This is a genomic window from Variovorax sp. GW821-FHT10C12, assembly GCF_059415405.1.
The window spans coordinates 406,436-426,494 of record NZ_JBWKNE010000001.1 but is presented as its reverse complement, the minus strand read 5'-3'; the positions used below and the strand labels follow the sequence as shown (position 1 = coordinate 426,494).

General features: G+C 68.4%; 22 protein-coding genes. 12 read left to right on the top strand and 10 right to left on the bottom strand.

The features are described 5' to 3' along the window. Positions 1-49: 49 nt before the first annotated feature. From AC07OH_RS02055 to AC07OH_RS02045, 3 genes are all read right to left on the bottom strand, one after another. Positions 50-979 (bottom strand): lytic transglycosylase domain-containing protein, encoded by a 930-nt coding sequence (locus AC07OH_RS02055; RefSeq protein WP_495299394.1) that lies wholly within the window; start codon positions 977-979, stop codon positions 50-52. A gap of 26 nt (positions 980-1,005) precedes the next feature. Next, a complete protein-coding gene (locus tag AC07OH_RS02050; RefSeq protein ID WP_495299393.1) occupies positions 1,006-2,994 on the bottom strand; it encodes a DNA topoisomerase IV subunit B in 1,989 nt (662 codons plus the stop codon). Between the two features lie 74 nt (positions 2,995-3,068). Continuing rightward, on the bottom strand, positions 3,069-3,980 hold the full coding sequence (locus AC07OH_RS02045) for a LysR family transcriptional regulator (protein ID WP_495266064.1): 912 nt from the start codon (positions 3,978-3,980) through the stop codon (positions 3,069-3,071). A 90-nt stretch (positions 3,981-4,070) separates the two neighbouring features. Between AC07OH_RS02045 and AC07OH_RS02040 the strand changes: the two genes are divergently transcribed. The 8 genes from AC07OH_RS02040 (at position 4,071) to AC07OH_RS02005 (ending at position 11,596) form a co-directional block, all read left to right on the top strand. Beyond that, positions 4,071-5,264 carry a serine hydrolase domain-containing protein gene (locus AC07OH_RS02040; protein WP_495299392.1) on the top strand — a complete coding sequence of 398 codons (1,194 nt, stop codon included), beginning with the start codon at positions 4,071-4,073 and terminating at the stop codon, positions 5,262-5,264. Further along, complete coding sequence (locus AC07OH_RS02035) at positions 5,257-6,453, top strand: MFS transporter (protein ID WP_495299391.1); 1,197 nt, start codon at positions 5,257-5,259, stop codon at positions 6,451-6,453. The genes AC07OH_RS02040 and AC07OH_RS02035 overlap by 8 nt, the downstream gene beginning before the upstream one ends. A 131-nt stretch (positions 6,454-6,584) precedes the next feature. Further along, positions 6,585-7,811: an MFS transporter gene (locus AC07OH_RS02030; RefSeq protein ID WP_495299390.1), complete on the top strand. Its 1,227-nt coding sequence runs from the start codon at positions 6,585-6,587 to the stop codon at positions 7,809-7,811. 40 nt (positions 7,812-7,851) lie between these two features. Further along, on the top strand, positions 7,852-7,995 hold the full coding sequence (locus tag AC07OH_RS02025; protein WP_495299389.1) for a hypothetical protein: 144 nt from the start codon (positions 7,852-7,854) through the stop codon (positions 7,993-7,995). A gap of 43 nt (positions 7,996-8,038) precedes the next feature. Next, positions 8,039-8,611: a class I SAM-dependent methyltransferase gene (locus AC07OH_RS02020; protein WP_495299388.1), complete on the top strand. Its 573-nt coding sequence runs from the start codon at positions 8,039-8,041 to the stop codon at positions 8,609-8,611. Between the two features lie 71 nt (positions 8,612-8,682). After that, on the top strand, positions 8,683-9,579 hold the full coding sequence (gene dapA, locus AC07OH_RS02015) for a 4-hydroxy-tetrahydrodipicolinate synthase (protein WP_370869904.1): 897 nt from the start codon (positions 8,683-8,685) through the stop codon (positions 9,577-9,579). Positions 9,580-9,728: 149 nt separating this feature from the next. Then, positions 9,729-10,811 carry an NlpB/DapX family lipoprotein gene (gene bamC / locus AC07OH_RS02010; RefSeq protein ID WP_495299387.1) on the top strand — a complete coding sequence of 361 codons (1,083 nt, stop codon included), beginning with the start codon at positions 9,729-9,731 and terminating at the stop codon, positions 10,809-10,811. Between the two features lie 5 nt (positions 10,812-10,816). After that, complete coding sequence (locus AC07OH_RS02005) at positions 10,817-11,596, top strand: MBL fold metallo-hydrolase (RefSeq protein WP_495299386.1); 780 nt, start codon at positions 10,817-10,819, stop codon at positions 11,594-11,596. 70 nt (positions 11,597-11,666) lie between these two features. On the opposite strand, the gene AC07OH_RS02000 is transcribed toward AC07OH_RS02005, so the two are convergent. The 3 genes from AC07OH_RS02000 to AC07OH_RS01990 all read right to left on the bottom strand — a co-directional run bounded on the left by AC07OH_RS02000 (position 11,667) and on the right by AC07OH_RS01990 (position 13,641). Continuing rightward, entirely contained in the window at positions 11,667-11,909 is a 243-nt protein-coding gene (locus tag AC07OH_RS02000; protein ID WP_369632232.1) for a hypothetical protein, read from the bottom strand. 93 nt (positions 11,910-12,002) lie between these two features. Continuing rightward, a complete protein-coding gene (locus tag AC07OH_RS01995; RefSeq protein WP_495299385.1) occupies positions 12,003-12,509 on the bottom strand; it encodes a hypothetical protein in 507 nt (168 codons plus the stop codon). Then, the gene (locus AC07OH_RS01990; RefSeq protein WP_495299384.1) at positions 12,499-13,641 is read right to left on the bottom strand and encodes a JmjC domain-containing protein; all 1,143 of its coding nucleotides are present in this window, start codon (positions 13,639-13,641) and stop codon (positions 12,499-12,501) included. Before AC07OH_RS01990 ends, AC07OH_RS01995 begins: the two co-directional genes overlap by 11 nt. 14 nt (positions 13,642-13,655) lie before the next feature. On the opposite strand from AC07OH_RS01990, the gene AC07OH_RS01985 reads away from it, so the two are divergent. Further along, a complete protein-coding gene (locus tag AC07OH_RS01985; RefSeq protein WP_369647612.1) occupies positions 13,656-14,180 on the top strand; it encodes an FKBP-type peptidyl-prolyl cis-trans isomerase in 525 nt (174 codons plus the stop codon). Between the two features lie 69 nt (positions 14,181-14,249). Here AC07OH_RS01985 and AC07OH_RS01980 read toward each other — a convergent pair whose 3' ends face one another. From AC07OH_RS01980 to coaBC, 4 genes are all read right to left on the bottom strand, one after another. Further along, on the bottom strand, positions 14,250-14,750 hold the full coding sequence (locus tag AC07OH_RS01980) for a glycine zipper 2TM domain-containing protein (RefSeq protein ID WP_062474665.1): 501 nt from the start codon (positions 14,748-14,750) through the stop codon (positions 14,250-14,252). Positions 14,751-14,940: 190 nt separating this feature from the next. Next, entirely contained in the window at positions 14,941-15,387 is a 447-nt protein-coding gene (dut, locus tag AC07OH_RS01975) for a dUTP diphosphatase (RefSeq protein ID WP_101492295.1), read from the bottom strand. 16 nt (positions 15,388-15,403) lie between these two features. Next, entirely contained in the window at positions 15,404-15,844 is a 441-nt protein-coding gene (locus AC07OH_RS01970) for a hypothetical protein (RefSeq protein ID WP_495299383.1), read from the bottom strand. Next, positions 15,844-17,067, bottom strand: a complete 1,224-nt coding sequence (coaBC, locus tag AC07OH_RS01965) for a bifunctional phosphopantothenoylcysteine decarboxylase/phosphopantothenate--cysteine ligase CoaBC (protein ID WP_495299382.1) — start codon at positions 17,065-17,067, stop codon at positions 15,844-15,846. The genes AC07OH_RS01970 and coaBC overlap by 1 nt, the downstream gene beginning before the upstream one ends. 124 nt (positions 17,068-17,191) lie before the next feature. Here coaBC and pyrG point away from each other — a divergent pair, with 124 nt between their 5' ends. The 3 genes from pyrG to AC07OH_RS01950 are packed head-to-tail and all read left to right on the top strand — an operon-like array spanning position 17,192 to position 20,015. After that, the gene (pyrG, locus tag AC07OH_RS01960; protein ID WP_495299381.1) at positions 17,192-18,874 is read left to right on the top strand and encodes a CTP synthase; all 1,683 of its coding nucleotides are present in this window, start codon (positions 17,192-17,194) and stop codon (positions 18,872-18,874) included. After that, positions 18,871-19,728: a 3-deoxy-8-phosphooctulonate synthase gene (kdsA, locus tag AC07OH_RS01955; protein WP_495299380.1), complete on the top strand. Its 858-nt coding sequence runs from the start codon at positions 18,871-18,873 to the stop codon at positions 19,726-19,728. The genes pyrG and kdsA overlap by 4 nt, the downstream gene beginning before the upstream one ends. Then, positions 19,725-20,015, top strand: coding sequence for a DUF1330 domain-containing protein (locus tag AC07OH_RS01950; protein WP_056583246.1), 291 nt, complete (start codon positions 19,725-19,727; stop codon positions 20,013-20,015). Before kdsA ends, AC07OH_RS01950 begins: the two co-directional genes overlap by 4 nt. Positions 20,016-20,059: the final 44 nt, after the last annotated feature.

Genomic DNA, 20,059 nt, shown 5'->3' with positions numbered 1-20,059 from the left:
TGGTGCGCTCAGCCCGAAGTGAAAGAGGGGTGCATCGCGGTCTTCGGCGTCAGGACAACGGAGACGCATCGCCCGGCTCCGCCGCACGGGTCGGCGCGTCGGACAGTTCGGGAACCTCGGGCATCGTCGGCACGTTGCGCGGCGACTCGGACGGCATGTTGCCGCGACCGATCGCACCGCCCTTGGGCACCGACATCTCCATGCGGATGCGCCCCGGCGTCTTGCCGCCGCTGCTGCCACTGCCGCTGCGCAGGTTGCCGCCCACGGTCACGGCCGAGGGTTTGAGGTACGCGTACAGCTGCAGCACGGTCTGCACGTAGTTCTGCGTTTCCTTGTAGTTCGGGATCTTGTTGCCCGCGCGCTGCACCGCGCCCTCGCCCGCGTTGTAGGCGGCCAAAGCGAGTTCGATCTGGCCCGGGAACATGGCGATCAGGTCGCGCAGGTAGCGCGAGCCGGCGGCGATGTTGATGTGCGGATCGAACAGCTTTTTCTCGATCGTGCCGCGCTTGTCCGTCGCCACGCCGTAGCGCTGCGCCGTGGCGGGCATGAGCTGCATGAGCCCCATCGCGCCCTTGGGCGAGACGGCCTTGGCGTCGAAGCCCGATTCGGTGGCGACCAGCGCCTGCAGCAGCTCGTAGTCGATGGCGTGCTTGCTCGACGCATCGCGCAGCGCCGACTTGGCGGTCTTGTAGCCGGGCGAGGCCTCGAACATGGCCAGCAGGTTCTGCGAGGCCGGCGACACCTTGCCGTCGAGCCGGCGGTTGATGCCGCCGCCGCGGCCCAGCGGCGAAATGCCCTTGGCGGTGTCGAAGCTCTGGCCGCCCTGGAAGAAGATCTTGTAGCGCTCGTCGACCTTCTCGGCCGCAAAGTGGGCCACGCCGTTGCTGTCGATGTAGCCGTAGATGTCGGCCGCGTGCGCGAGCCCCTGCTGCGTGCACAACAGAAAGGCCAACCACAGCGAACGCTTGAAAACCGACATGCGTGTGAGGAAAAAGAAAGAAAAGGTCAGACGTCGATGTCGACGTCGTCGGCGCGCAATTCCATGAGCTCGCGCCGCGCAGCCGCTTCGCCCTTGCCCATCAGCTTGGTGATCTCGCCCTGGGTGGACGAAAAGTCGAACCGGCCCAATTGGACCTTCATCAGGCGACGGGTGTCCGGATTGAGCGTGGTTTCCCACAATTGTTCCGCGTTCATTTCACCCAGGCCCTTGAAACGGCTGATGCTCCAGGCGCCTTCGCGCACGCCATCTTTACGCAATTTGTCGAGCGTGGCGGTGAGTTCGCCCTCGTCCAGCGCATAGACCTTGGAGGCCGGCTTCTTGCCGCGCGCGGGCGCATCGACCCGGAACAATGGCGGCTTTGCGACATACACGTGGCCGGCTTCGATGAGCTTGGGAAAGTGCCGGAAGAACAGCGTGAGCAGCAGCACCTGGATGTGCGAGCCGTCCACGTCGGCATCCGACAGGATGCAGATCTTGCCGTAGCGCAGGCCGCTCATGTCGGGCGAATCGGTGGGGCCGTGCGGATCGACGCCCACGGCCACCGAGATGTCGTGGATTTCGGTGTTGGCGAACAGGCGGTCGCGCTCGACTTCCCAGGTGTTGAGCACCTTGCCGCGCAGCGGCAGGATGGCCTGGCTTTCCTTGTCGCGGCCCATCTTGGCGCTGCCGCCGGCGGAGTCGCCCTCGACCAGGAACACTTCGTTGTGGCTGATGTCCTTGCTCTCGCAGTCGGTCAGCTTGCCGGGCAGCACGGCCACGCCGGAGCCCTTGCGCTTCTCGACCTTCTGGCCGGCGCGCTGGCGCGTCTGCGCGGCCTTGATGGCCAGCTCGGCCAGCTTCTTGCCGTAGTCGACGTGCTGATTGAGCCACAGCTCGAGCGTGGGACGCACGAAGCTGGACACCAGGCGCACGGCGTCGCGCGAATTCAGGCGTTCCTTGATCTGGCCCTGGAACTGCGGGTCGAGCACCTTGGCGCTGAGCACGTACGAGGCGCGCGCGAACACGTCCTCGGGCAGGAGCTTCACGCCCTTGGGCAGCAGCGAGTGCAGCTCGATGAAGCTCTTCACCGCGGTGAACAGGCCGTCGCGCAGGCCGCTTTCGTGCGTGCCGCCGGCGCTGGTGGGAATCAGGTTGACGTAGCTCTCGCGCACCGGCTGGCCGTCTTCGGTGAAGGCCACGCACCAGTCGGCGCCCTCGCCTTCGGCGAAGTTGTCGGCGTTCTTGTCGGCATGGCCGCTGCCTTCGAACAGCGGAATGACCGGGTCGCCATTGAGCGTCTGCATGAGGTAGTCGCTCAGGCCGCCCTTGTAGAGCCACTGCTGGCTTTCGCCGGTCTTCTCATTCACCAGCGTGACGCTCACGCCGGGCATCAGCACGGCCTTGCTGCGCAGCAGGTGGGTGAGTTCGCCCATGGGCAGCGCGGCGGTCTCGAAGTACTTGGCGTCGGGCCAGGCGCGCACGGTGGTGCCCTGCTTGCGTTCGCCGGCTTCGAGCTTGCGGATTTCGAGCGCCTCGATCACGTCGCCGGCGCTGAAGGCCAGCTTCGCGACCGAGCCTTCACGGTGCGAGCTGACTTCGAGGCGCTTGGACAGCGCGTTGGTCACCGACACGCCCACGCCGTGCAGGCCGCCCGAGAAGCTGTAGGCGCCGCCCGAGCCCTTGTCGAACTTGCCGCCGGCGTGCAGCCGGGTGTAGACCAGCTCGATCACGGGGGCCTTTTCCTCGGGGTGCAGGCCGAAGGGAATGCCGCGGCCGTCGTCCTCGACGCTGACCGAACCGTCGGTGTGCAGCGTGACCTTGATCTTCTTGCCGTAGCCCGCCAGCGCTTCGTCGGCGGCGTTGTCGAGCACTTCCTGAATGATGTGCAGGGGGTTGTCGGTCCGGGTGTACATGCCCGGGCGCTGCTTCACGGGCTCGAGGCCCTTGAGCACGCGGATGGAGCCTTCCGAATAGCCGGAAGCGGAGTCTGAAGATGTCTTGGGGGAAGTCGCCATGGGGGCGGATTGTAGTCAGTTGGGTTGAAATGACTGGATACCCATACAGGCACCGGCTTCGGTCTTTTCGCACATCAGGCGTGAGTTTCTGCGGGCGGACCGAACATCCGCGCGCCCAGGAAATCGATGAACGCCCGCAGCTTGGGCGACGGATGGCGCCCCGAAGGCCACAGCACGCGGAACGCGATGGTACGGGGCCGGCGCAGATGGTCGGCCAGCACGGGCTGCAGCGCGCCCTCGGCCAGCGCGGCGCGCACGCTGAAGTCGGGCAGGCAGGCGATGCCGCGCCCGCGCAGGGCGAAGCACAGGCGGGTCTCGATGTTGTTGCAGATCATCGAGACCGGCGGGCGCACCTCGCTGCCGTCGGGCCCGGGCGCGAGCGGCCAGACCTCCACCTTGCCGGTCGCCGGGTAGCGGTAATGCAGGCAGGCGTGGCGGGCCAGGTCGTCCGGCGAGGCGGGCGTGCCGTGGCGCGCCAGGTATGCGGGCGAGGCCACGAGCAGCTGGGAGAACTCGCCCAGCTGGCGCGACGACAGCCGTGAATCCGCCGGCTCGCCGGTGCGCACCACGGCGTCGAAGCCTTCCTCGATGACGTCGACGAGCCGGTCGCTGAAATCGAGGTCGAGCTCGATCGCCGGGTAGGCGGCCATGAAATCGGCCAGCACCGGCAGCACCAGCGAGCTGACCAGCGGCAGGCTCACGCGCAGCCGCCCGCGCGGCGCTTCGGCGGCGTGCGACAGCTCCTGCTCGGCGGCCTCGATCTCGGCCAGCACGCGGCGGCTGCGCGCTAGGAACAGCGCGCCCTCGGCGGTGAGCGTGATGCTGCGCGTGCTGCGGTGGAACAGGCGCACGCCCAGCCGTTCCTCGAGCCGCGCCACGCGCTTGCCCACGGCCGAGGCCGACACGCCGAGCGCGCGCCCGGCCGCGACGAAGCTGCGAGTCTCGGCGACCTGAACGAAGACGGCAAAGCCGCTGAGGCTGTCCATGGGGAATCTCCATTACGGACTTTGATGTCCGCATTTATCGGAACTGTAGCCGTCTTTATCCGAAGTCGGCTTCTTCCTATCGTGGGACGCATGACCTTTCTCCCCGACATTTCCCCCACTTTCACCCCGGCTTGGCCGGGCCCGGCCCCGTCGCGCATCGACGCCGCCATCGACCGTGCGCTCGCTGAAGAGCGGCTGGTTGGCGCGGTGGTGCTGGTGCGCCACGACGGGCGCCTCGTCCACCGGCGCGCCGCCGGGCTGGCCGACCGCGAGGCCGGCCGGCCGATGCGCGAGGACGCGCTGTTCCGGCTGGCCTCGGTGTCCAAGCCCATCGTCTCGACCGCCGCGATGGTGCTCGTGGACCAGGGCCGGCTCGACCTGGACGACGCGGTGACGCGCTGGCTGCCGGACTTCCGCCCGCGCCTGCCCGATGGCGGCGAAGCGGTCATCACGCTGCGGCAGCTGCTGACCCACACGGCCGGCCTGGGCTACCGCTTCTTCGAAAGTTCGGACGACGGCCCGTACGCACGCGCCGGCGTGTCGGACGGCATGGACCGCGACGACGGCCTCACGCCGGCCGGCAACCTGCAACGCCTGGCCGGCGTGCCGCTGCTGTACCCGCCGGGCACGGGCTGGCTCTATTCGCTGGCCATCGACGTGATCGGCGCGGTGGTCGAGGCGGCCAGCGGCCTGCCGCTGCCCGAGGCGGTGCGCACGCTGGTGACCGGGCCGCTGCAGATGCACGACACGGGCTTCGCCGCCGCACCCGGCGACCCGCGGCTCGCCACGCCTTATGTGAATGGCCCCGGCGCCACGCCGCCGCGGCGCATGGACGGCCCCGTCGTCGCCACGTCGTTCGAGGGCGCCGTCGGCATCCGCTTCGACCCGGCACGCGCCTTCGACGCCAACGCCTGGCCCTCGGGCGGCGCCGGCATGGTCGGCAGCGCGGGCGACTTCCTGCGCCTGCTCGAAACGCTGCGCACCGGCGGCGCCCCGCTGCTGGGCGCCGCCACCGTCGACGCCATGGGCCGCAACCACACGGGCGCCTGGGGGCCGGCGGACGCGCCGGGCTGGGGCTTCGGCCTGGGCTTCTCGGTGCTGCACGACCCGCAGCCCATGCAGACGCCCGAATCGCCCGGTACCTGGCGCTGGGGCGGCGCCTACGGCCACGCCTGGTTCGTCGACCGGGCGCGCGGGCTCAGCGTGGTGGCCTTCACGAACACGCTCTACGAAGGCATGTCGGGCCGCTTCGTCACCGACCTCCGGGACGCCGTCTATGCGTGACACGACCTCTTCTTCACCGCTGCCTCTGTCCGGCCTGCTGGCGCTGGCGGCCGGCGGCTTCATCACCATCCTCACCGAGGCGATGCCGGCCGGCCTGCTGCCGCAGATCGGCGCCGACCTGGGCGTCGCGCCCGCGCTGGTCGGCCAGCTCGTCACGGTGTATGCGCTGGGCTCGCTGGTGGCGGCCATTCCGCTGGTGGCCTTCACGCGCGGCTGGCGGCGCCGGCCGCTGCTGATGGGCGCGATCGGCGGCTTCGCGCTGGTCAACACGGTGACGGCGCTGTCGCACGACTACACGCTGACGCTGGTCGCGCGCTTCTTCGCCGGCGTGTTCGCGGGCCTGCTGTGGGCGCTGCTGGCCGGGCACGCGGCGCGCATGGTGGCGCCGTCGCAGCAGGGCCGCGCCATTGCGGTCGCGATGCTGGGCGCGCCGCTGGCGCTGTCGCTGGGCATTCCAGCGGGCACGCTGCTGGGCGCGAGCGTCGGCTGGCGGCCGGCCTTTTTGATCATGTCGGCGCTGTCGGTGCTGCTGCTCGGCTGGGTGCGCTGGCAGGTGCCCGACTTCCCGGGCCAGGACGCCGGACGCCAACAGAGCGTGCGCCGCGTGTTCCTGCTGCCGGGCGTGCGGCCGGTGCTGGCCGTGATGTTCGCCTTCGTGCTGGCGCACAACATCCTCTACACCTACATCGCGCCCTTCCTGGCGCACGCCGGGCTCGGCGCGCAGGTCGGGCGGGTGCTGCTGGTGTTCGGTGCCGCGTCGCTGGGCGGCATCTGGCTCACGGGCGTGCTGATCGACCGCTGGCTGCGTACCCTGGTGCTGGCCGGCACGGCCGCCTTCGCGCTGGCGGCGTTGATGCTCGCCGCGGCGGGCGGATCGGCGGCGGGCGTGTACCTCGCGGTCGCGGTCTGGGGCCTGGCCTTCGGCGGCGCGGCGACGCTGTTCCAGACCGCCTCGGCCCAGGCCGCCGGCGACGCGGCGGACGTGGCGCAGTCGATGGTGGTGACGACCTGGAACCTCGCCATCGCGGGCGGCGGGCTGGCGGGCGGCCTGCTGCTGCAGGGCGGCGGCGCGGGCAGCCTGCCCTGGTCGCTGCTGGCGTTGCTCGTGCCGGGGCTGGTGCTGGCGTGGCGGGCCTGCGAGCACGGCTTTCCGGGCGCGCGCGGCGCGGCGGCGGCACCGGCGCGCTGACCCCGAAGGCAGGCCACGCGCCTGCCTTCTTTCTTTGATGCGGTACACGCATCGAAACCGCGCCCACAAATCATCAATGGCCATGGCCGCCACGCCACCTGCCGCAGCAGGCATTTCGCTACATTCGAAGGATGCAAGTCTCCCCCGCTCCCACCCTTTCGATCAAGCAGGTGCTGTTCTGCGGCGCCATGATCGTCACGCTCTCGATGGGCATCCGCCACGGCTTCGGCCTCTGGCTGCAGCCCATCACGCAGGCGCAGGACTGGAGCCGGCAGACCTTCTCGTTCGCGCTGGCGGTGCAGAACCTGTCGTGGGGCATCTTCGGCGTGTTCGCGGGCATGCTGGCCGACCGCTTCGGCGCGTTCCGCGTGCTGATCGGCGGCGCGATCTTCTATGCGCTTGGCCTGTTCGGCATGGCGCATTCGCCGACGCCGCTGCTCTTCACCCTGAGCGCGGGCGTGCTGATCGGTGCGGCGCAGGCGGGCTCGACCTATGCGGTGATCTACGGCGTGATCGGCCGGCAGATTCCGGCCGAGCGCCGCTCGTGGGCCATGGGCGTGGCGGCGGCAGCCGGCTCGTTCGGCCAGTTCCTGATGGCGCCCATCGAAGGCCGCCTGATCGGCGCCCTCGGCTGGCAGACGGCGCTGGCGGTGCTGGCGGTGGTGGTGCTCGTGATCGTCCCGCTGGCTTTCGGCCTGCGCGAACCCAAGACCGCGGCGCTGGCCGGCCACCGCGACCAGTCGGTGCTGCAGGCCGTGGGCGAGGCCTTCCGCTACCCGAGCTTCGGGCTGCTGATGGCGGGATACTTCGTCTGCGGCTTCCAGCTGGCCTTCATCGGCATCCACATGCCGACCTACCTGCGCGACCAGAGCCTGTCGGCCGACGTGGCGGGCTACGCGCTGGCGTTGATCGGCCTGTTCAACGTGTTCGGCACCTACACGGTCGGCCTGCTGGGGCAGAAGCTGTCCAAGCCCAAGATCCTGGCGGCCATCTACTTTGCGCGGGCGGTGTCGATCGCCCTCTTCCTGCTGGTGCCGATCTCGCCGCTCAGCGTGTACGTCTTCTCGGCGGCGATGGGCTTCCTGTGGCTGTCGACCGTGCCGGCCACCAACGCCATCGTCGCGGGCATCTTCGGCGTGGCCCACCTGTCGATGCTCAGCGGCTTCGTGTTCCTGAGCCACCAGGTGGGTTCGTTCCTGGGCGTGTGGCTGGGCGGCTTCCTGTATGACACGACGGGCAGCTACAACATCGTCTGGTACATCTCGATCGCGCTGGGCGTGTTCGCGGCGCTGATCAACCTGCCGGTCAAGGAAAGCGCCATTGCGCGCGCGGTCCGGCCGGCCGCCGTGGCGGGCTGACGGCCCGCGCTTTCTGTCTTGTTTGCAAGGAGCCATCGCCATGACGCCCCGCACACGCAACCACTACCTGGCCCAGGCCGCCTGGCTCGCCGCCGTGCTGGCGGCGCTGGGCGGCGTGTTCGCGCTGTATGCGCATCCCGCGTTCCTGGTCACGCTGGTCGACCAGGTGTGGTCCTGTTTCTGAACAACGTCGCCCCGAACCGCCCGCAAGCCGGGCCCAGGCAGCTATGAAAGATGCAGCAATTCCCGTGCACACGAACACGGCACCCTCCGAATGGATCGTGCGCTGGTCGCACCTGCTCGCCCCGAACGCCACGGTGCTCGACGTGGCCTGCGGGTCCGGGCGGCACATGCAGTGGTTCGCCGGGCGCGGGCATGCGGCGACCGGCGTCGACCGGTCGCCCGAAGCCGTCGAGGCGGCGGGCGCCTTCGGGCGCGTGGTGGCGGCCGACATCGAATCGGGCCCGTGGCCCTTCACGGCCCAGCGCTTCGGCGCGGTGGTCGTCACCAACTACCTCTGGCGCCCGCGCATGGCCGACGTCGTGGCCGCCGTGGCGCCGGGCGGCGTGCTGCTGTACGAGACCTTCGCGGCCGGCAACGAGACCGTCGGCAAGCCCTCGCGGCCCGATTTCCTGCTGCAGCCGGGCGAGCTGCTCGGGGCCTGCGCCAGCCTGCAGGTGATCGCCTATGAAGACGGCTTCCTGCCGGAGCCGGCGCGCTTCGTCCAGCGCATCGCCGCCGTGCGGCCCGGCGAAGCGGCCGCGGGCGCCCCGCCGCGCCACTTCCTGAAGGCCAGCTGAGCGCGCCGACACAACTGTCTCCGGCCCGGCCGGAGTCAGTAGAATGGCCGCTTTCGTCCACCGACAAAGAGATTCCCTTGGAGCAACTGACAGGCAGCATCGTCGCGCTCGTCACGCCGATGCACGACGACGGCAGTGTCGACTACCCCGCCCTGCGGCGGCTCATCGACTGGCACATTGACGAAGGCACCGACTGCCTTGGCGTGGTCGGCACCACCGGCGAATCGCCGACGGTCGATGTGGAAGAGCACTGCGAAATCATCCGCGTATCCGTCGAGCAAGCCCGGGGCCGCGTGCCCGTGATGGCCGGCTGCGGCGCGAACTCGACCAAGGAAGCCATCGAGCTCGCCAAGTTCGCCAAGGGCGTCGGCGCCGACTCGCAACTCCAGGTCGTTCCCTACTACAACAAGCCCACGCAAGAGGGCCAGTACCAGCACTTCAAGGCCATCGCCGAAGCGGTCGGCGACCTGCCCGTGGTGCTGTACAACGTGCCCGGCCGCACCGTCGCCGATATGGCGCACGACACCGTGCTGCGCCTGGCGCAGGTGCCCGGCATCATCGGCATCAAGGAAGCCACCGGCAACATCGAGCGTGCCCAGTGGCTCATCCGCGACCTGCCGAAGAACTTTGCCGTCTATTCCGGCGACGACCCGACCGCGGTCGCGCTCATGCTGTGCGGCGGCCAAGGCAACATCAGCGTCACGGCCAACGTGGCGCCGCGCAAGATGCACGAGCTGTGCGTGGCCGCGCTGGCCGGCGACGTCAAGCGCGCGATGCAGCTGCAGTTCGAACTGATGCCGCTGCACCGCAACCTGTTCGTCGAACCCAACCCGATCCCGCTCAAGTGGGCCATGGCCCGCCTGGGTCTGTGCGGCGGCGCCCTGCGGCTGCCGCTCACGGAACTCGGCGAAGCGAGCCGCCCGGCGGTCGAGGGCGCCCTGCGCGCCACCGGCCTGCTCAAGGACTGACCGAGCTCCCCACCGATCACACCGGTTCCCGCCTGCCCTTCTCCCTGTTCGCAACAAGGTCAAGCAACCTTTTGCCGCAACAGTGCTCAGAGAGGGCGGGGCGCTGGGGCCCATCGATTGACCGAACCATTCCACCAAGGAAGACGACGTTGAAGAACATTTCGCGATTCGCACTGCTGGCCCTCGTTGCCAGCCTCGCCGCCTGCTCCGTCCTCGAGAGCGACAAGATCGACTACAAGAGCGCAGGCAAGGCCCCGACGCTCGAAGTCCCACCCGATCTCTCCCAGCTCTCGCGTGACAACCGCTACGCGGTGCCGGGCGGTGCCGTCACCGCCAACGCCTACCAGGCAGGCGTCGCGAACGCACCGGGCATTCCCACGGCCGTGGCCAACATCGGCGACGTGCGCATGGAGCGCTCGGGCACGCAGCGCTGGATCGTCATCAACCGCACGCCCGACCAGCTCTGGGAGCCGGTCAAAGACTTCTGGCAGGAAAGCGGCTTCCTGCTGACCACCGACCAGCGCAACCTGGGCATCATGGAAACCGACTGGGCCGAGAACCGCGCCAAGCTGCCGCAGGACATCATCCGCGGCACGCTGGGCAAGCTGGTCGACTCGGTCTACTCGACCGGCGAACTCGACCGCTTCCGCACCCGCCTGGAGCGCAACCCCAACGGCAGCACCGAGATCTTCATCAGCCACCGCGGCATGCAGGAGGTCTACAACAACTCCCGCCAGGACCAGACCGTGTGGCAGCCCCGCCCGAGCGATCCTGAACTCGAGACCGAATTCCTGCGCCGCCTGATGGTCAAGCTCGGCGTGACGCAAGAGCAGTCGAAGATCCTCGCCGCGACCACCGCAACGCCCAAGACCGCCACCGTGTCCACCATCGGCAACCAGCCGATCGTGCAGATCAACGAAGGCTTCGACCGCGCATGGCGCCGTGTCGGCCTGGCCCTGGACCGCACCGGCTTCACCGTCGAAGACCGCGACCGCAGCGCCGGCATCTACTTCGTGCGCTATGTGACGCCGAACCCCGACAAGAAGGACGACGGCTTCTTCGGCAAGCTGTTCAGCAGCTCCAAGAAGGACGAAGCACCGATCAAGTTCCGCATCTCGGTCAAGAGCCAGGGCGAAGCCACCACGGTCTCGGTCCTGAACGACGCCGGCGCGCCCGAAACCTCGGCCAACGCGCAGCGCATCGTCAAGGTCATCGCCGACGACCTGAAGTAAGCCCCATGCTCCGCTTCCGAAGCCTCGGCAGCGGCAGCACGGGCAACGCCGCGCTGGTCGAAGCAACGACCAGCGCCGGCCGCACCACCCGCCTCCTCGTCGACTGCGGCTTCGGCATCCGCCAGCTCGACCGGCGCCTGGCCCAGGCGGGCCTGGCCGCCGCAGACCTCGACGCCGTCTTCATCACCCACGAGCATGGCGACCACATCGGTTGCGCCCATGCCTTGTCGCTGCGCGACCGCATCCCGGTCTGGATGAGCGAAGGCACGTGGCTTGCCACCGGCGGGCGCGACTACGAAGGCCGCCTGCACCTGGCGCGCGACGACGCCGAGTTCACGGTCGGCGACCTCTGCCTGCAGCCCTTCACCGTGCCCCACGACGCCCGCGAGCCGCTGCAGCTGCGCTGCACCGACGGCAACCGCACGCTGGGCGTGCTGACCGACCTGGGCCACGCCACCAGCCATGTGCTGGCCCGGCTGCGGGGCGCGCATGCGCTGCTGCTGGAATTCAACCACGACAGCGACCTGCTCGCCGGCTCGGCCTACCCGTCATTCCTGAAGCAGCGCGTGGGCGGCAACTACGGCCACCTGTCGAACACCGCGGCGGCCGAGATCGCGCGTGCCGTGCTTCACGACGGCCTGCGCCACGTGGTCGCGGCGCACCTGAGCGAACAGAACAACCGGCCCGAGATCGTGCGGCGCCTCATGGCGGATGCGCTGGGCGGCGACGAAGCCGAGATGCTCACGGCCACCGCCGCCGAGGGCTCGCCCTGGCTCGACGTCTGAGCTTCGCCCTCCCCCAATGAAAAAGCCGCCCTGAGGCGGCTTTTTGCATGGTGCGGACCGTACAGCGGAATTACTGCTTCGGTGCCTCGCCCTTCTTGGCGGCTTCGGTCGCGGCATTGGCGGCGTCCAGGGCCGACGAAGCGGCTGCCGACGGTGCCGATGCAGGCGCGGCGGCCGGTGGTGCAGCGGGTTCGGTCACGGGAGCGGGCGGCGGGGTCACGACCGCAGGCGCGGCGTCCTCTTTCTTTCCGCAGGCCACCAGGGCGGCAGCGGCGATCAGCGAGGCAATCAGGACGGACGACGACTTCTTCATGAGGACTCCTTTGGCAATGAAGGTCTGGAACCAAAAAATTCTAGACCGCCAACCCCGCCTAGATATGTCGCGGGGTGTATTTGCGGCATTGGCTTACAAGCCGAGCGTGGAGGCCGGAAAGGCCGGCCGGCCCTGGCGCCAGCGCTCGTCGAAGCTTTCGCGCAGGTCGCGCCGCGCACGCGCATCGCTGCTGCAGACGCCGCGGCTGCGTTCGGGGTCGATGCGGTGCAGGCACCAGGTGGGCGTCCAGAAGGCGCTGGGCACCTCCTCGGCCGTGCCGGAGCGACCTGCCGCGCGGCATTCGACGATGTGGTCCCAGGTGCGGCGCCACGTCACGAAGCGCGCGTGGCCGCGCTCGATCAGGTCGAAGCGCCCTGCCAGCAGCAACAGGCGGCGCCCGCTGGCCGACCAGGCCTGCAGCGCCTCGATGCTCGCGCGCTCGCCCAGGGGCCAGTCGGCGAAGTCGGGGTCGCTGAAGACGATCTCGTTCCAGCCCTGGTGCGCGGCGGCAGACAAGGCGTTGCGAACGAGGTCGGCAAACGCCTCCCGGCCATCGAAGCGGCCTTCGATCAGGACCGGGACGGCGCCGTCACCCGGCATGCAGCCAGCCCGCCTCGCACCAATCGCCCAGCAGCGCCCGCGCGCCCTCGCTGGCACGGGCCAGGTCACGCGCGCCGAGCGCACGTTGGTCGGCCAGCCGCCGCATCAGCGTGGCGTCGGCACCGCCCGCGCGGAAGCTCTCGCCGTTGATGTAGACGTGCCGCGCGTCGTAGAGCATGCGCGTGCGGCGGTCGAGCGCGACCTCGCGCAGCACCTCCGGCACTTCATTGCCCTCGCCGAACCAGACATTGGCCTTCGGCTCGGTGAGCGATTCGCCCAACGCGCGGTCGATGGCGTCGGGGTCGCGCAGCGCGGCCTCGACCGCCTTGCGAGCGAAGTCCTGCAGCGCAGCCGGCATCGCGGCCGGGGCTTCCACGGCAGGTTGCGACGGATCGCGGTAGCGCGCGAGTTCGGCCGGACCCGCGTCTTCGAGGTCTTCGGCATAGGCCTGCGCCACACGCGCCAGCAGGTCGGCGCCCAGCTCGCCCACGGCGGACGAGCGCAGCCCGATCGAGTACGTCATGCAGTCGTCGCCCACCGCCACGCCGTCATGGGCGTACTTGGGCGGCAGGTACAGCATGTCGCCGGGCTCGAGCACGAAGGTCTGCTCGGGCTCGAAGTGCTCGAGCACCTTGAGCGGCACGTCGGGCTGCAGCCGCAGATCGGACTGCTTGCCGATGGACCAGCGGCGCCGGCCCTGCGCCTGCAGCAGGAACACGTCGTAGCTGTCGAAATGCGGGCCGACGCCGCCGGTGTCGCTCGCGTAGCTGATCATCAGGTCGTCCAGGCGCGCGTCGGGCAGGAAGCGGAACTGCCGCAGCAGGTCGTGCACGCCGTCGTGGTGCAGGTCGACGCCCTGCACCAGCATCGTCCAGCCCGGCTGCTTCAGCGGCGGCAGCGCGCGCCGGGGCAACGGGCCGTGCTTGAGCGACCAGCCGGCCTTCCCATGCCGGATCAGGCGCGACTCGACCCCCTCGCGCTCCGCCAGCGCAAAGAGCGCGGGGCGGTCGATCGGCGGCACCATCGAGGGAACGGCCTGCCGGATCAGCAGGGGTTTCTTTTGCCAGTACCGGCGCATGAACTGCGCGGGACTCAGGCCGCCAAGCAAGGGCAGCGGTTGATTGATCTCCATGGGAGAATTCTGCAATGGAAATCTCTGAACAATGCGTGGTCGGCCTGACCTGGACCATGAAAGACACGCTCGGCGATGTGCTGGACGTGCTCGACGAGCCGGTGGAATTCATGGTGGGCGGCGACGACCTCTTCGACGTGATCGAGGCCGCCCTGCAGGGCCATGAGCCTGGCGCGCGCGTCCAACTGCAGATCGAACCCGAGCAGGGCTTCGGCGACTTCAACGACCAGCTGCTCTTCCTGGAGCCGCGCACGCTGTTCCCCGAAGGCACTGAAGAAGGCATGACCTTCGACGGCTCCGCCCTGCCCAAGGGCGTGAGCGACGGCATCCCCAAGGACGCGATCTACACCGTGGCCGAGATCTACCCCGACCACCTCGTGCTCGACGGCAACCACCCGCTGGCGGGCATCGCGATCCGCCTGGACATCACGGTGCGTTCGGTGCGCGAAGCCACCGAAGAAGAAGTCGGCCGCGGTACGGCAGGCACCGCCTTCTTCAAGGTCCCGCCGATGGCGCCGGGCGGCCAGATGCTGCACTGACACCTGCCACCCCACAAAGCAAAAGCCGGGCACTGCCCGGCTTTTTTCTTGGTGCGCGCGGCCGACCGCTTACATGCGCGAGATGTGCCCGTTGTCGATGCGCACGCGGTCGCCGATGCGCAGGTCGCCCGGGTTTTGCACGTCGAAGGCACGGTAGCCGCCCCGGTCGGTTTGCACCGAGACGCGGTAGCTTTCGTAGGCGCGTGGGCCGTTCTGCTGGGCCTCGATGGTGTTGCCCAGCAAGGCGCCGCCCACGAGGCCGAGCGCAGTGGCTGCGGCACGGCCGTTGCCGCGGCCGAACTGGTTGCCCACCACGCCGCCGATGAGGCCGCCCGCGATGGCACCGCCACCCGTGGTGCCGACGCCTGCGGTTTCGCTGCGCAGCACCTCGATGTTGGCCACGTGGCCGTACTCGACGTAGGCCGCTTCCTGGTACTGGATCGCCCGTGGCGGGGCCTGGTAGGGGTAGCGCGAGGTCTGGTAGACCGGGGCCGGCGCGACACAGGCCGTGAGCGTGGCCAGTGCGAGCACGGACGCAGTGACGGAAATGAAGCGCATTGAGATGTTCATGAAAGAGGCTCCTCGAAGAAAACAGCACGCGCCCGGACGGGCCGCATGCCTGCCTGTGCCTAACGCCTCAGCCGAAGCCGCGATGACGAAAGACACACGCTGAAACCTTCGAGGCGAACCGCGCGCCGGCAGTTCCGCTCTTTACGCCTTGGATACTCAGGTGCCCTTCAGCTTTGCCGGGGGCAAAGGCTCAGTGCTTGCCGGTCGAGCCGTAGCCGCCCTCGCCGCGTTGCGAGGCTGCAAATTCGGTGACCACCTGAAACTGCGCCTGCACCACCGGCACGATCACCAGCTGCGCGAGCCGCTCCATCGGCTGCAGCACGAAGGGCGTGTTGCTGCGGTTCCAGGCGCTGACCTTCAGCTCGCCCTGGTAGTCGCTGTCGATCAGGCCGACAAGGTTGCCCAGCACGATGCCGTGCTTGTGGCCTAGGCCCGAGCGAGGAAGGATCAATGCGGCGTAGGCCGGATCGGCCAGGTGGATCGCGATGCCGGTGCCCACCAGTTGCCAGGCATTGGGTTCGAGCGTGACCGGGGCGTCGAGGCAGGCCCGCAGGTCGAGGCCGGCGCTTCCGGGGGTGGCATACGCGGGCAATTGATCCACCATGCGCGGATCGAGGATTCGGACGTCTACTTTCACTGACTTGCTGCCTTGTTTATTTCTGTTGCTGTTCTTTTTGCCTGCGCGCGGCCTCTTCGAGCACCTGCTGCCACTTGGCGACCCCGGGCCTCAGATTGAGCCCCTTGAGAAAACGCTTGCCGAACCAGGCCGCCGCGGCGGCGCCCAGGACCAGCACGGAGAGCGGCACGCCGATGGCCCACAGCACCAGGAACACCATCGCCCCCATGCCGGCCAGCACCTTGAGCGTGCCCAGGGGGATGGCCTTGGTGCCGTCCGCCTTCGCGGCCTCGCCACTGGCCGATTCACGCCGCGTGGCCACGGTGCCCTGCGCACCGGGCGAAGGCGTCATGCCGACGTCCAGCCCGTGCTCGGATTCCTTGCCGGGAACGCGCGCCGACTGGCCGGCCCGCGCCGACAACTGCTCCACATAGCGAGCGAAGTCACCATTGGGTGGTGTGTTCGATTCGGTGTTCATCAGGCCCTCCAATCGGGAAGTCGCGCGGCAATTTCCGTCATCAGCTCGCGCGCCAGCCGGAGCTTGGGCGCGCGGGGCAGCTCGCGCACACCCTTCGCGTCCACCAGCAGCAGCGCGTTGTCGTCCTGCCCGAAGGTCAGCGGGCCGATGTTGCCCACCAGCAGCGGAATGCCCTTGCGCTCGCGCTTGGCCTTGGCGTGTTCGGCGAGGTTCTCGCTCTCGGCGGCGAAGCCCACGCAGAACAACTGCTTGGCCTGGGCGCGCTCGCTCTTGGCCACGGTGAGCAGGATGTCGGGGTTCTCGACGAAGTGCAGCACGGGCGTCTGGCCGCTGCCGTCCTTCTTGATCTTCTGGTCGCTGTGCGTCGCCGGGCGCCAGTCGGCCACGGCGGCTGTTGCTACAAAAATGCTAGCTGCCTGCGCAGCGCGCGTCGTCGCTTCGAGCATCTCCTGCGCCGACAGCACGTCGATGCGGCTCACGCCGCGCGGCGTCGGCAGGTGCACCGGACCGGCCACCAGCGTGACCTCGGCACCGGCCTCGCGCGCCGCGCGGGCGATGGCGAAACCCATCTTGCCGGACGAATGGTTGGTGATGCCGCGGATCGGGTCCAGCGCCTCGAAGGTCGGGCCGGCCGTGACGAGCACCTTCTGCCCCGCCAGCAGCTTGGGCTGGAAGAAGGCCGTGATGTCCTCGAGCAGTTGCGCCGGTTCGAGCATGCGCCCGTCGCCGGTTTCGCCGCAGGCCTGCCAGCCGCTGCCCACGCCCAGCACGGTCGCGCCGTCGGCCGACACCTGCATCAGGTTGCGCTGCGTGGCCGGATGGGCCCACATCTCGCGGTTCATGGCCGGGGCGATCAACAGCGGCACGCGGTCGGTCGGACGCGCCAGGCACAGCAGGCTCAGCAGTTCGTCGGAACGCCCTTGCACCAGCCGCGCAATGAAATCGGCGCTGCAGGGCGCCAACACGATTGCATCGGCCTCGCGGCTGAGGTTGATGTGCGGCATGTTGTTCGACTCACGGGCGTCCCACTGCGAGGTGTAGACCGTGCGCCCCGAGAGCGCCTGCATCGTGACCGGCGTCATGAACTGCTCGGCCGCCTCGGTCATCACGACCTGGACGGTGGCGCCCGCCTTCACGAGCAGTCGGCACAGCTCGGCCGATTTGTAGCAGGCGATGCCCCCTGTGAGTCCGAGGACGATGTGTTTGCCGGCGAGATCTTGCATGAGTCATATTGTTGCTCACATACCGACAAGATCAGGAATGGGATGGCCTTCGGCCGTGGAGGCACAAAGGGGACACCTATAATCGCAATTTCCCACTGCCCGGATTCACGCGTCCGGAACTGGCATGACCAAATTTGTCTTCGTCACCGGTGGTGTCGTATCTTCCCTTGGCAAGGGAATCGCCTCCGCCTCGCTCGCCGCGATCCTCGAATCGCGCGGCCTCCAAGTCACCCTCATCAAGCTCGATCCGTACATCAATGTCGACCCCGGCACGATGTCACCGTTCCAGCATGGCGAAGTGTTCGTCACCGATGACGGCGCCGAGACCGACCTCGACCTCGGCCACTACGAGCGCTTCATCAACACGCGCATGCGCAAGGCCAACAACTTCACGACCGGTCAGATCTACAAGACCGTGCTCGAGAAGGAACGCCGCGGCGACTACCTCGGCAAGACCGTCCAGGTCATTCCGCACATCACCAACGAGATCCAGGAATACATCAAGCGCGGCGCCGGCATCGGCACCCCGCACGAAGTCGACGTGGCCATCGTCGAAATCGGCGGCACCGTGGGCGACATCGAATCGCTGCCCTTCCTCGAAGCCGTGCGCCAGATGAGCCTGCGCAACGGCCCGAACAACTCGGCCTTCGTGCACCTCTCGTACGTGCCCTGGATCGCCGCCGCCGGCGAGCTCAAGACCAAGCCCACGCAGCACACCGCCAAGGAACTGCGCGCCATCGGCATCCAGGCCGACGTGCTGCTGTGCCGCGCCGACCGCCCGATTCCCGACGACGAGCGCGCCAAGATCTCGCTGTTCTCGAACGTGCCCGAATGGGGCGTGATCTCGATGTGGGACGTGGACACCATCTACAAGGTGCCCCGCATGCTGCACGAACAGGGCCTGGACGGCCTGATCTGCGACAAGCTGCGCATCAACACCCCGCCGGCCAAGCTCACGCGCTGGGACGACCTGGTGTACGAGGTCGAACATCCGCAACAGGAAGTGTCGATTGCCATGGTCGGCAAGTACGTCGACCTGTCGGACAGCTACAAGTCGCTCAACGAGGCACTGCGCCACGCCGGCATGAAGAACCATGCGCGCGTGAAGATCGACTACATCGACTCCGAGACCATCTCCGCGCAAGACGTGTCGCGCCTGGCGAAATACGACGCCATCCTCGTGCCCGGCGGCTTCGGCCAGCGCGGCGTCGAAGGCAAGATCTCGGCCGCCCGCTTCGCCCGCGAATCGAAGGCGCCCTACCTGGGCATCTGCCTGGGCATGCAGGTCGCGACCATCGAATACGCCCGCCATGTGGCCGGCCTCAAGAACGCCAACAGCACCGAGTTCGACCCGGAAACGCCCACCCCCGTGATCGCGCTGATCACCGAGTGGAAGGACCGCGACGGCACCGTGAAGACGCGCGACGAGAAGTCCGACCTCGGCGGCACCATGCGCCTGGGCGCGCAAAGCTCCGACGTCACGCCCGGCACGCTGGCGCACAGCATCTACGGCGACGTGGTCACCGAGCGCCACCGCCACCGCTACGAAGCCAACGTCAACTACCTGGACGAGCTGCGCAACGCCGGCCTCGTGATCTCGGCGCTCACGCAGCGCGAGCACCTGACCGAGATCGTCGAGCTGCCGCAGAACGTGCACCCGTGGTTCATGGGCGTGCAGTTCCACCCCGAGTTCAAGTCAACGCCGTGGGGCGGCCATCCGTTGTTCAACGCCTTCATCAAGGCGGCGCTCGACCACAAGGACAAGGGCGCGGGCAGCACCAACAAGACGCTCAAGGCCGTGGCATGAAACTTTGCGGGTTCGACATCGGGCTGGACCAGCCTTTCTTCCTGATCGCCGGCCCGTGCGTGGTCGAATCCGAGCAGCTGCAGATGGACACGGCCGGCACGTTGAGGGAAATCACGGCGTCGCTGGGCATCCCGTTCATCTTCAAGAGCAGCTTCGACAAGGCCAACCGCTCCTCGGGCACGAGCTTTCGCGGCCCGGGCCGCGACAAGGGCCTCGAAATCCTGGCCAAGGTGAAGCGCGAACTCGGCCTGCCGGTGCTGACCGACGTGCACACCCACGAAGACATCACCGAGGCCGCCAAGGTGGTCGACGTGCTGCAGACGCCCGCCTTCCTGTGCCGCCAGACCGACTTCATCCATGCCGCGGCGCAGTCGGGCAAGCCGGTGAACATCAAGAAGGGCCAGTTCCTCGCGCCGCACGACATGAAGAACGTGATCGACAAGGCCCGCGCTGCTGCAAAAGAAGCCGGCCTGGACGAAGACAGCTTCATGGCCTGCGAACGCGGCGCCAGCTTCGGCTACAACAACCTCGTCTCGGACATGCGCTCGCTGGCGATCATGCGCGAGACGAAAGCGCCCGTCGTGTTCGACGCCACCCACTCGGTGCAGCTGCCCGGCGGCCAGGGCACCAGCTCGGGCGGCCAGCGCGAGATGGTGCCAGTGCTCTCGCGCGCGGCCGTGGCCGTGGGCGTGGCCGGTCTCTTCATGGAGACCCACCCCGACCCGAACAAAGCCCTGAGCGACGGCCCCAACGCCGTGCCGCTCAAGCACATGAAGGCCCTGCTCGAGACGCTCGTCGCGCTCGACCGGGTCACCAAGAAAAACGCTTTCCTAGAGGACAGTTTTCAAGCATGAGCAGCGGTTACGTCATTGCGCACGTCGAGGTCACCAATCCGACGCAGTACGAGGAATACAAGAAGTGGTCGAGCGTCGCGATGCAGGCGCACGGCGCCGAAGTCTGCGTGCGCGGCGGCCAGGTGCAGCCGCTCGAAGGCGACTGGAAGCCCACCCGCGTGGTCGTGCTCAAATTCCCCAGCTTCGAGCAGGCCAAGGCCTTCTACGAAACGCCCGAATACCTGAAGGCGCGTGAAGCGCGTGCCGGCGCCGCCATCATGAACATGATCGCGGTCGAAGGCCTTTGATTCCGTTTTTTGCCAGTCCACTCCACCAAGAGACCCAGAGAAAG

Coding starts and splice junctions, on each gene's coding strand:
- AC07OH_RS02025 (WP_495299389.1), top strand. CDS start 7,852: ATGACGCCCCGCACACGCAACCACTACCTGGCCCAGGCCGCCTGGCTC.
- AC07OH_RS02045 (WP_495266064.1), bottom strand. CDS start 3,980: ATGGACAGCCTCAGCGGCTTTGCCGTCTTCGTTCAGGTCGCCGAGACT.
- kdsA (WP_495299380.1), top strand. CDS start 18,871: ATGAAACTTTGCGGGTTCGACATCGGGCTGGACCAGCCTTTCTTCCTG.
- AC07OH_RS02030 (WP_495299390.1), top strand. CDS start 6,585: ATGCAAGTCTCCCCCGCTCCCACCCTTTCGATCAAGCAGGTGCTGTTC.
- AC07OH_RS02040 (WP_495299392.1), top strand. CDS start 4,071: ATGACCTTTCTCCCCGACATTTCCCCCACTTTCACCCCGGCTTGGCCG.
- AC07OH_RS01995 (WP_495299385.1), bottom strand. CDS start 12,509: ATGCCGGGTGACGGCGCCGTCCCGGTCCTGATCGAAGGCCGCTTCGAT.
- AC07OH_RS01990 (WP_495299384.1), bottom strand. CDS start 13,641: ATGGAGATCAATCAACCGCTGCCCTTGCTTGGCGGCCTGAGTCCCGCG.
- AC07OH_RS01970 (WP_495299383.1), bottom strand. CDS start 15,844: ATGAACACCGAATCGAACACACCACCCAATGGTGACTTCGCTCGCTAT.
- AC07OH_RS02035 (WP_495299391.1), top strand. CDS start 5,257: ATGCGTGACACGACCTCTTCTTCACCGCTGCCTCTGTCCGGCCTGCTG.
- AC07OH_RS01950 (WP_056583246.1), top strand. CDS start 19,725: ATGAGCAGCGGTTACGTCATTGCGCACGTCGAGGTCACCAATCCGACG.
- AC07OH_RS01985 (WP_369647612.1), top strand. CDS start 13,656: ATGGAAATCTCTGAACAATGCGTGGTCGGCCTGACCTGGACCATGAAA.
- AC07OH_RS02000 (WP_369632232.1), bottom strand. CDS start 11,909: ATGAAGAAGTCGTCGTCCGTCCTGATTGCCTCGCTGATCGCCGCTGCC.
- pyrG (WP_495299381.1), top strand. CDS start 17,192: ATGACCAAATTTGTCTTCGTCACCGGTGGTGTCGTATCTTCCCTTGGC.
- coaBC (WP_495299382.1), bottom strand. CDS start 17,067: ATGCAAGATCTCGCCGGCAAACACATCGTCCTCGGACTCACAGGGGGC.
- AC07OH_RS02005 (WP_495299386.1), top strand. CDS start 10,817: ATGCTCCGCTTCCGAAGCCTCGGCAGCGGCAGCACGGGCAACGCCGCG.
- AC07OH_RS02055 (WP_495299394.1), bottom strand. CDS start 979: ATGTCGGTTTTCAAGCGTTCGCTGTGGTTGGCCTTTCTGTTGTGCACG.
- AC07OH_RS02020 (WP_495299388.1), top strand. CDS start 8,039: ATGAAAGATGCAGCAATTCCCGTGCACACGAACACGGCACCCTCCGAA.
- AC07OH_RS01980 (WP_062474665.1), bottom strand. CDS start 14,750: ATGAACATCTCAATGCGCTTCATTTCCGTCACTGCGTCCGTGCTCGCA.
- AC07OH_RS02050 (WP_495299393.1), bottom strand. CDS start 2,994: ATGGCGACTTCCCCCAAGACATCTTCAGACTCCGCTTCCGGCTATTCG.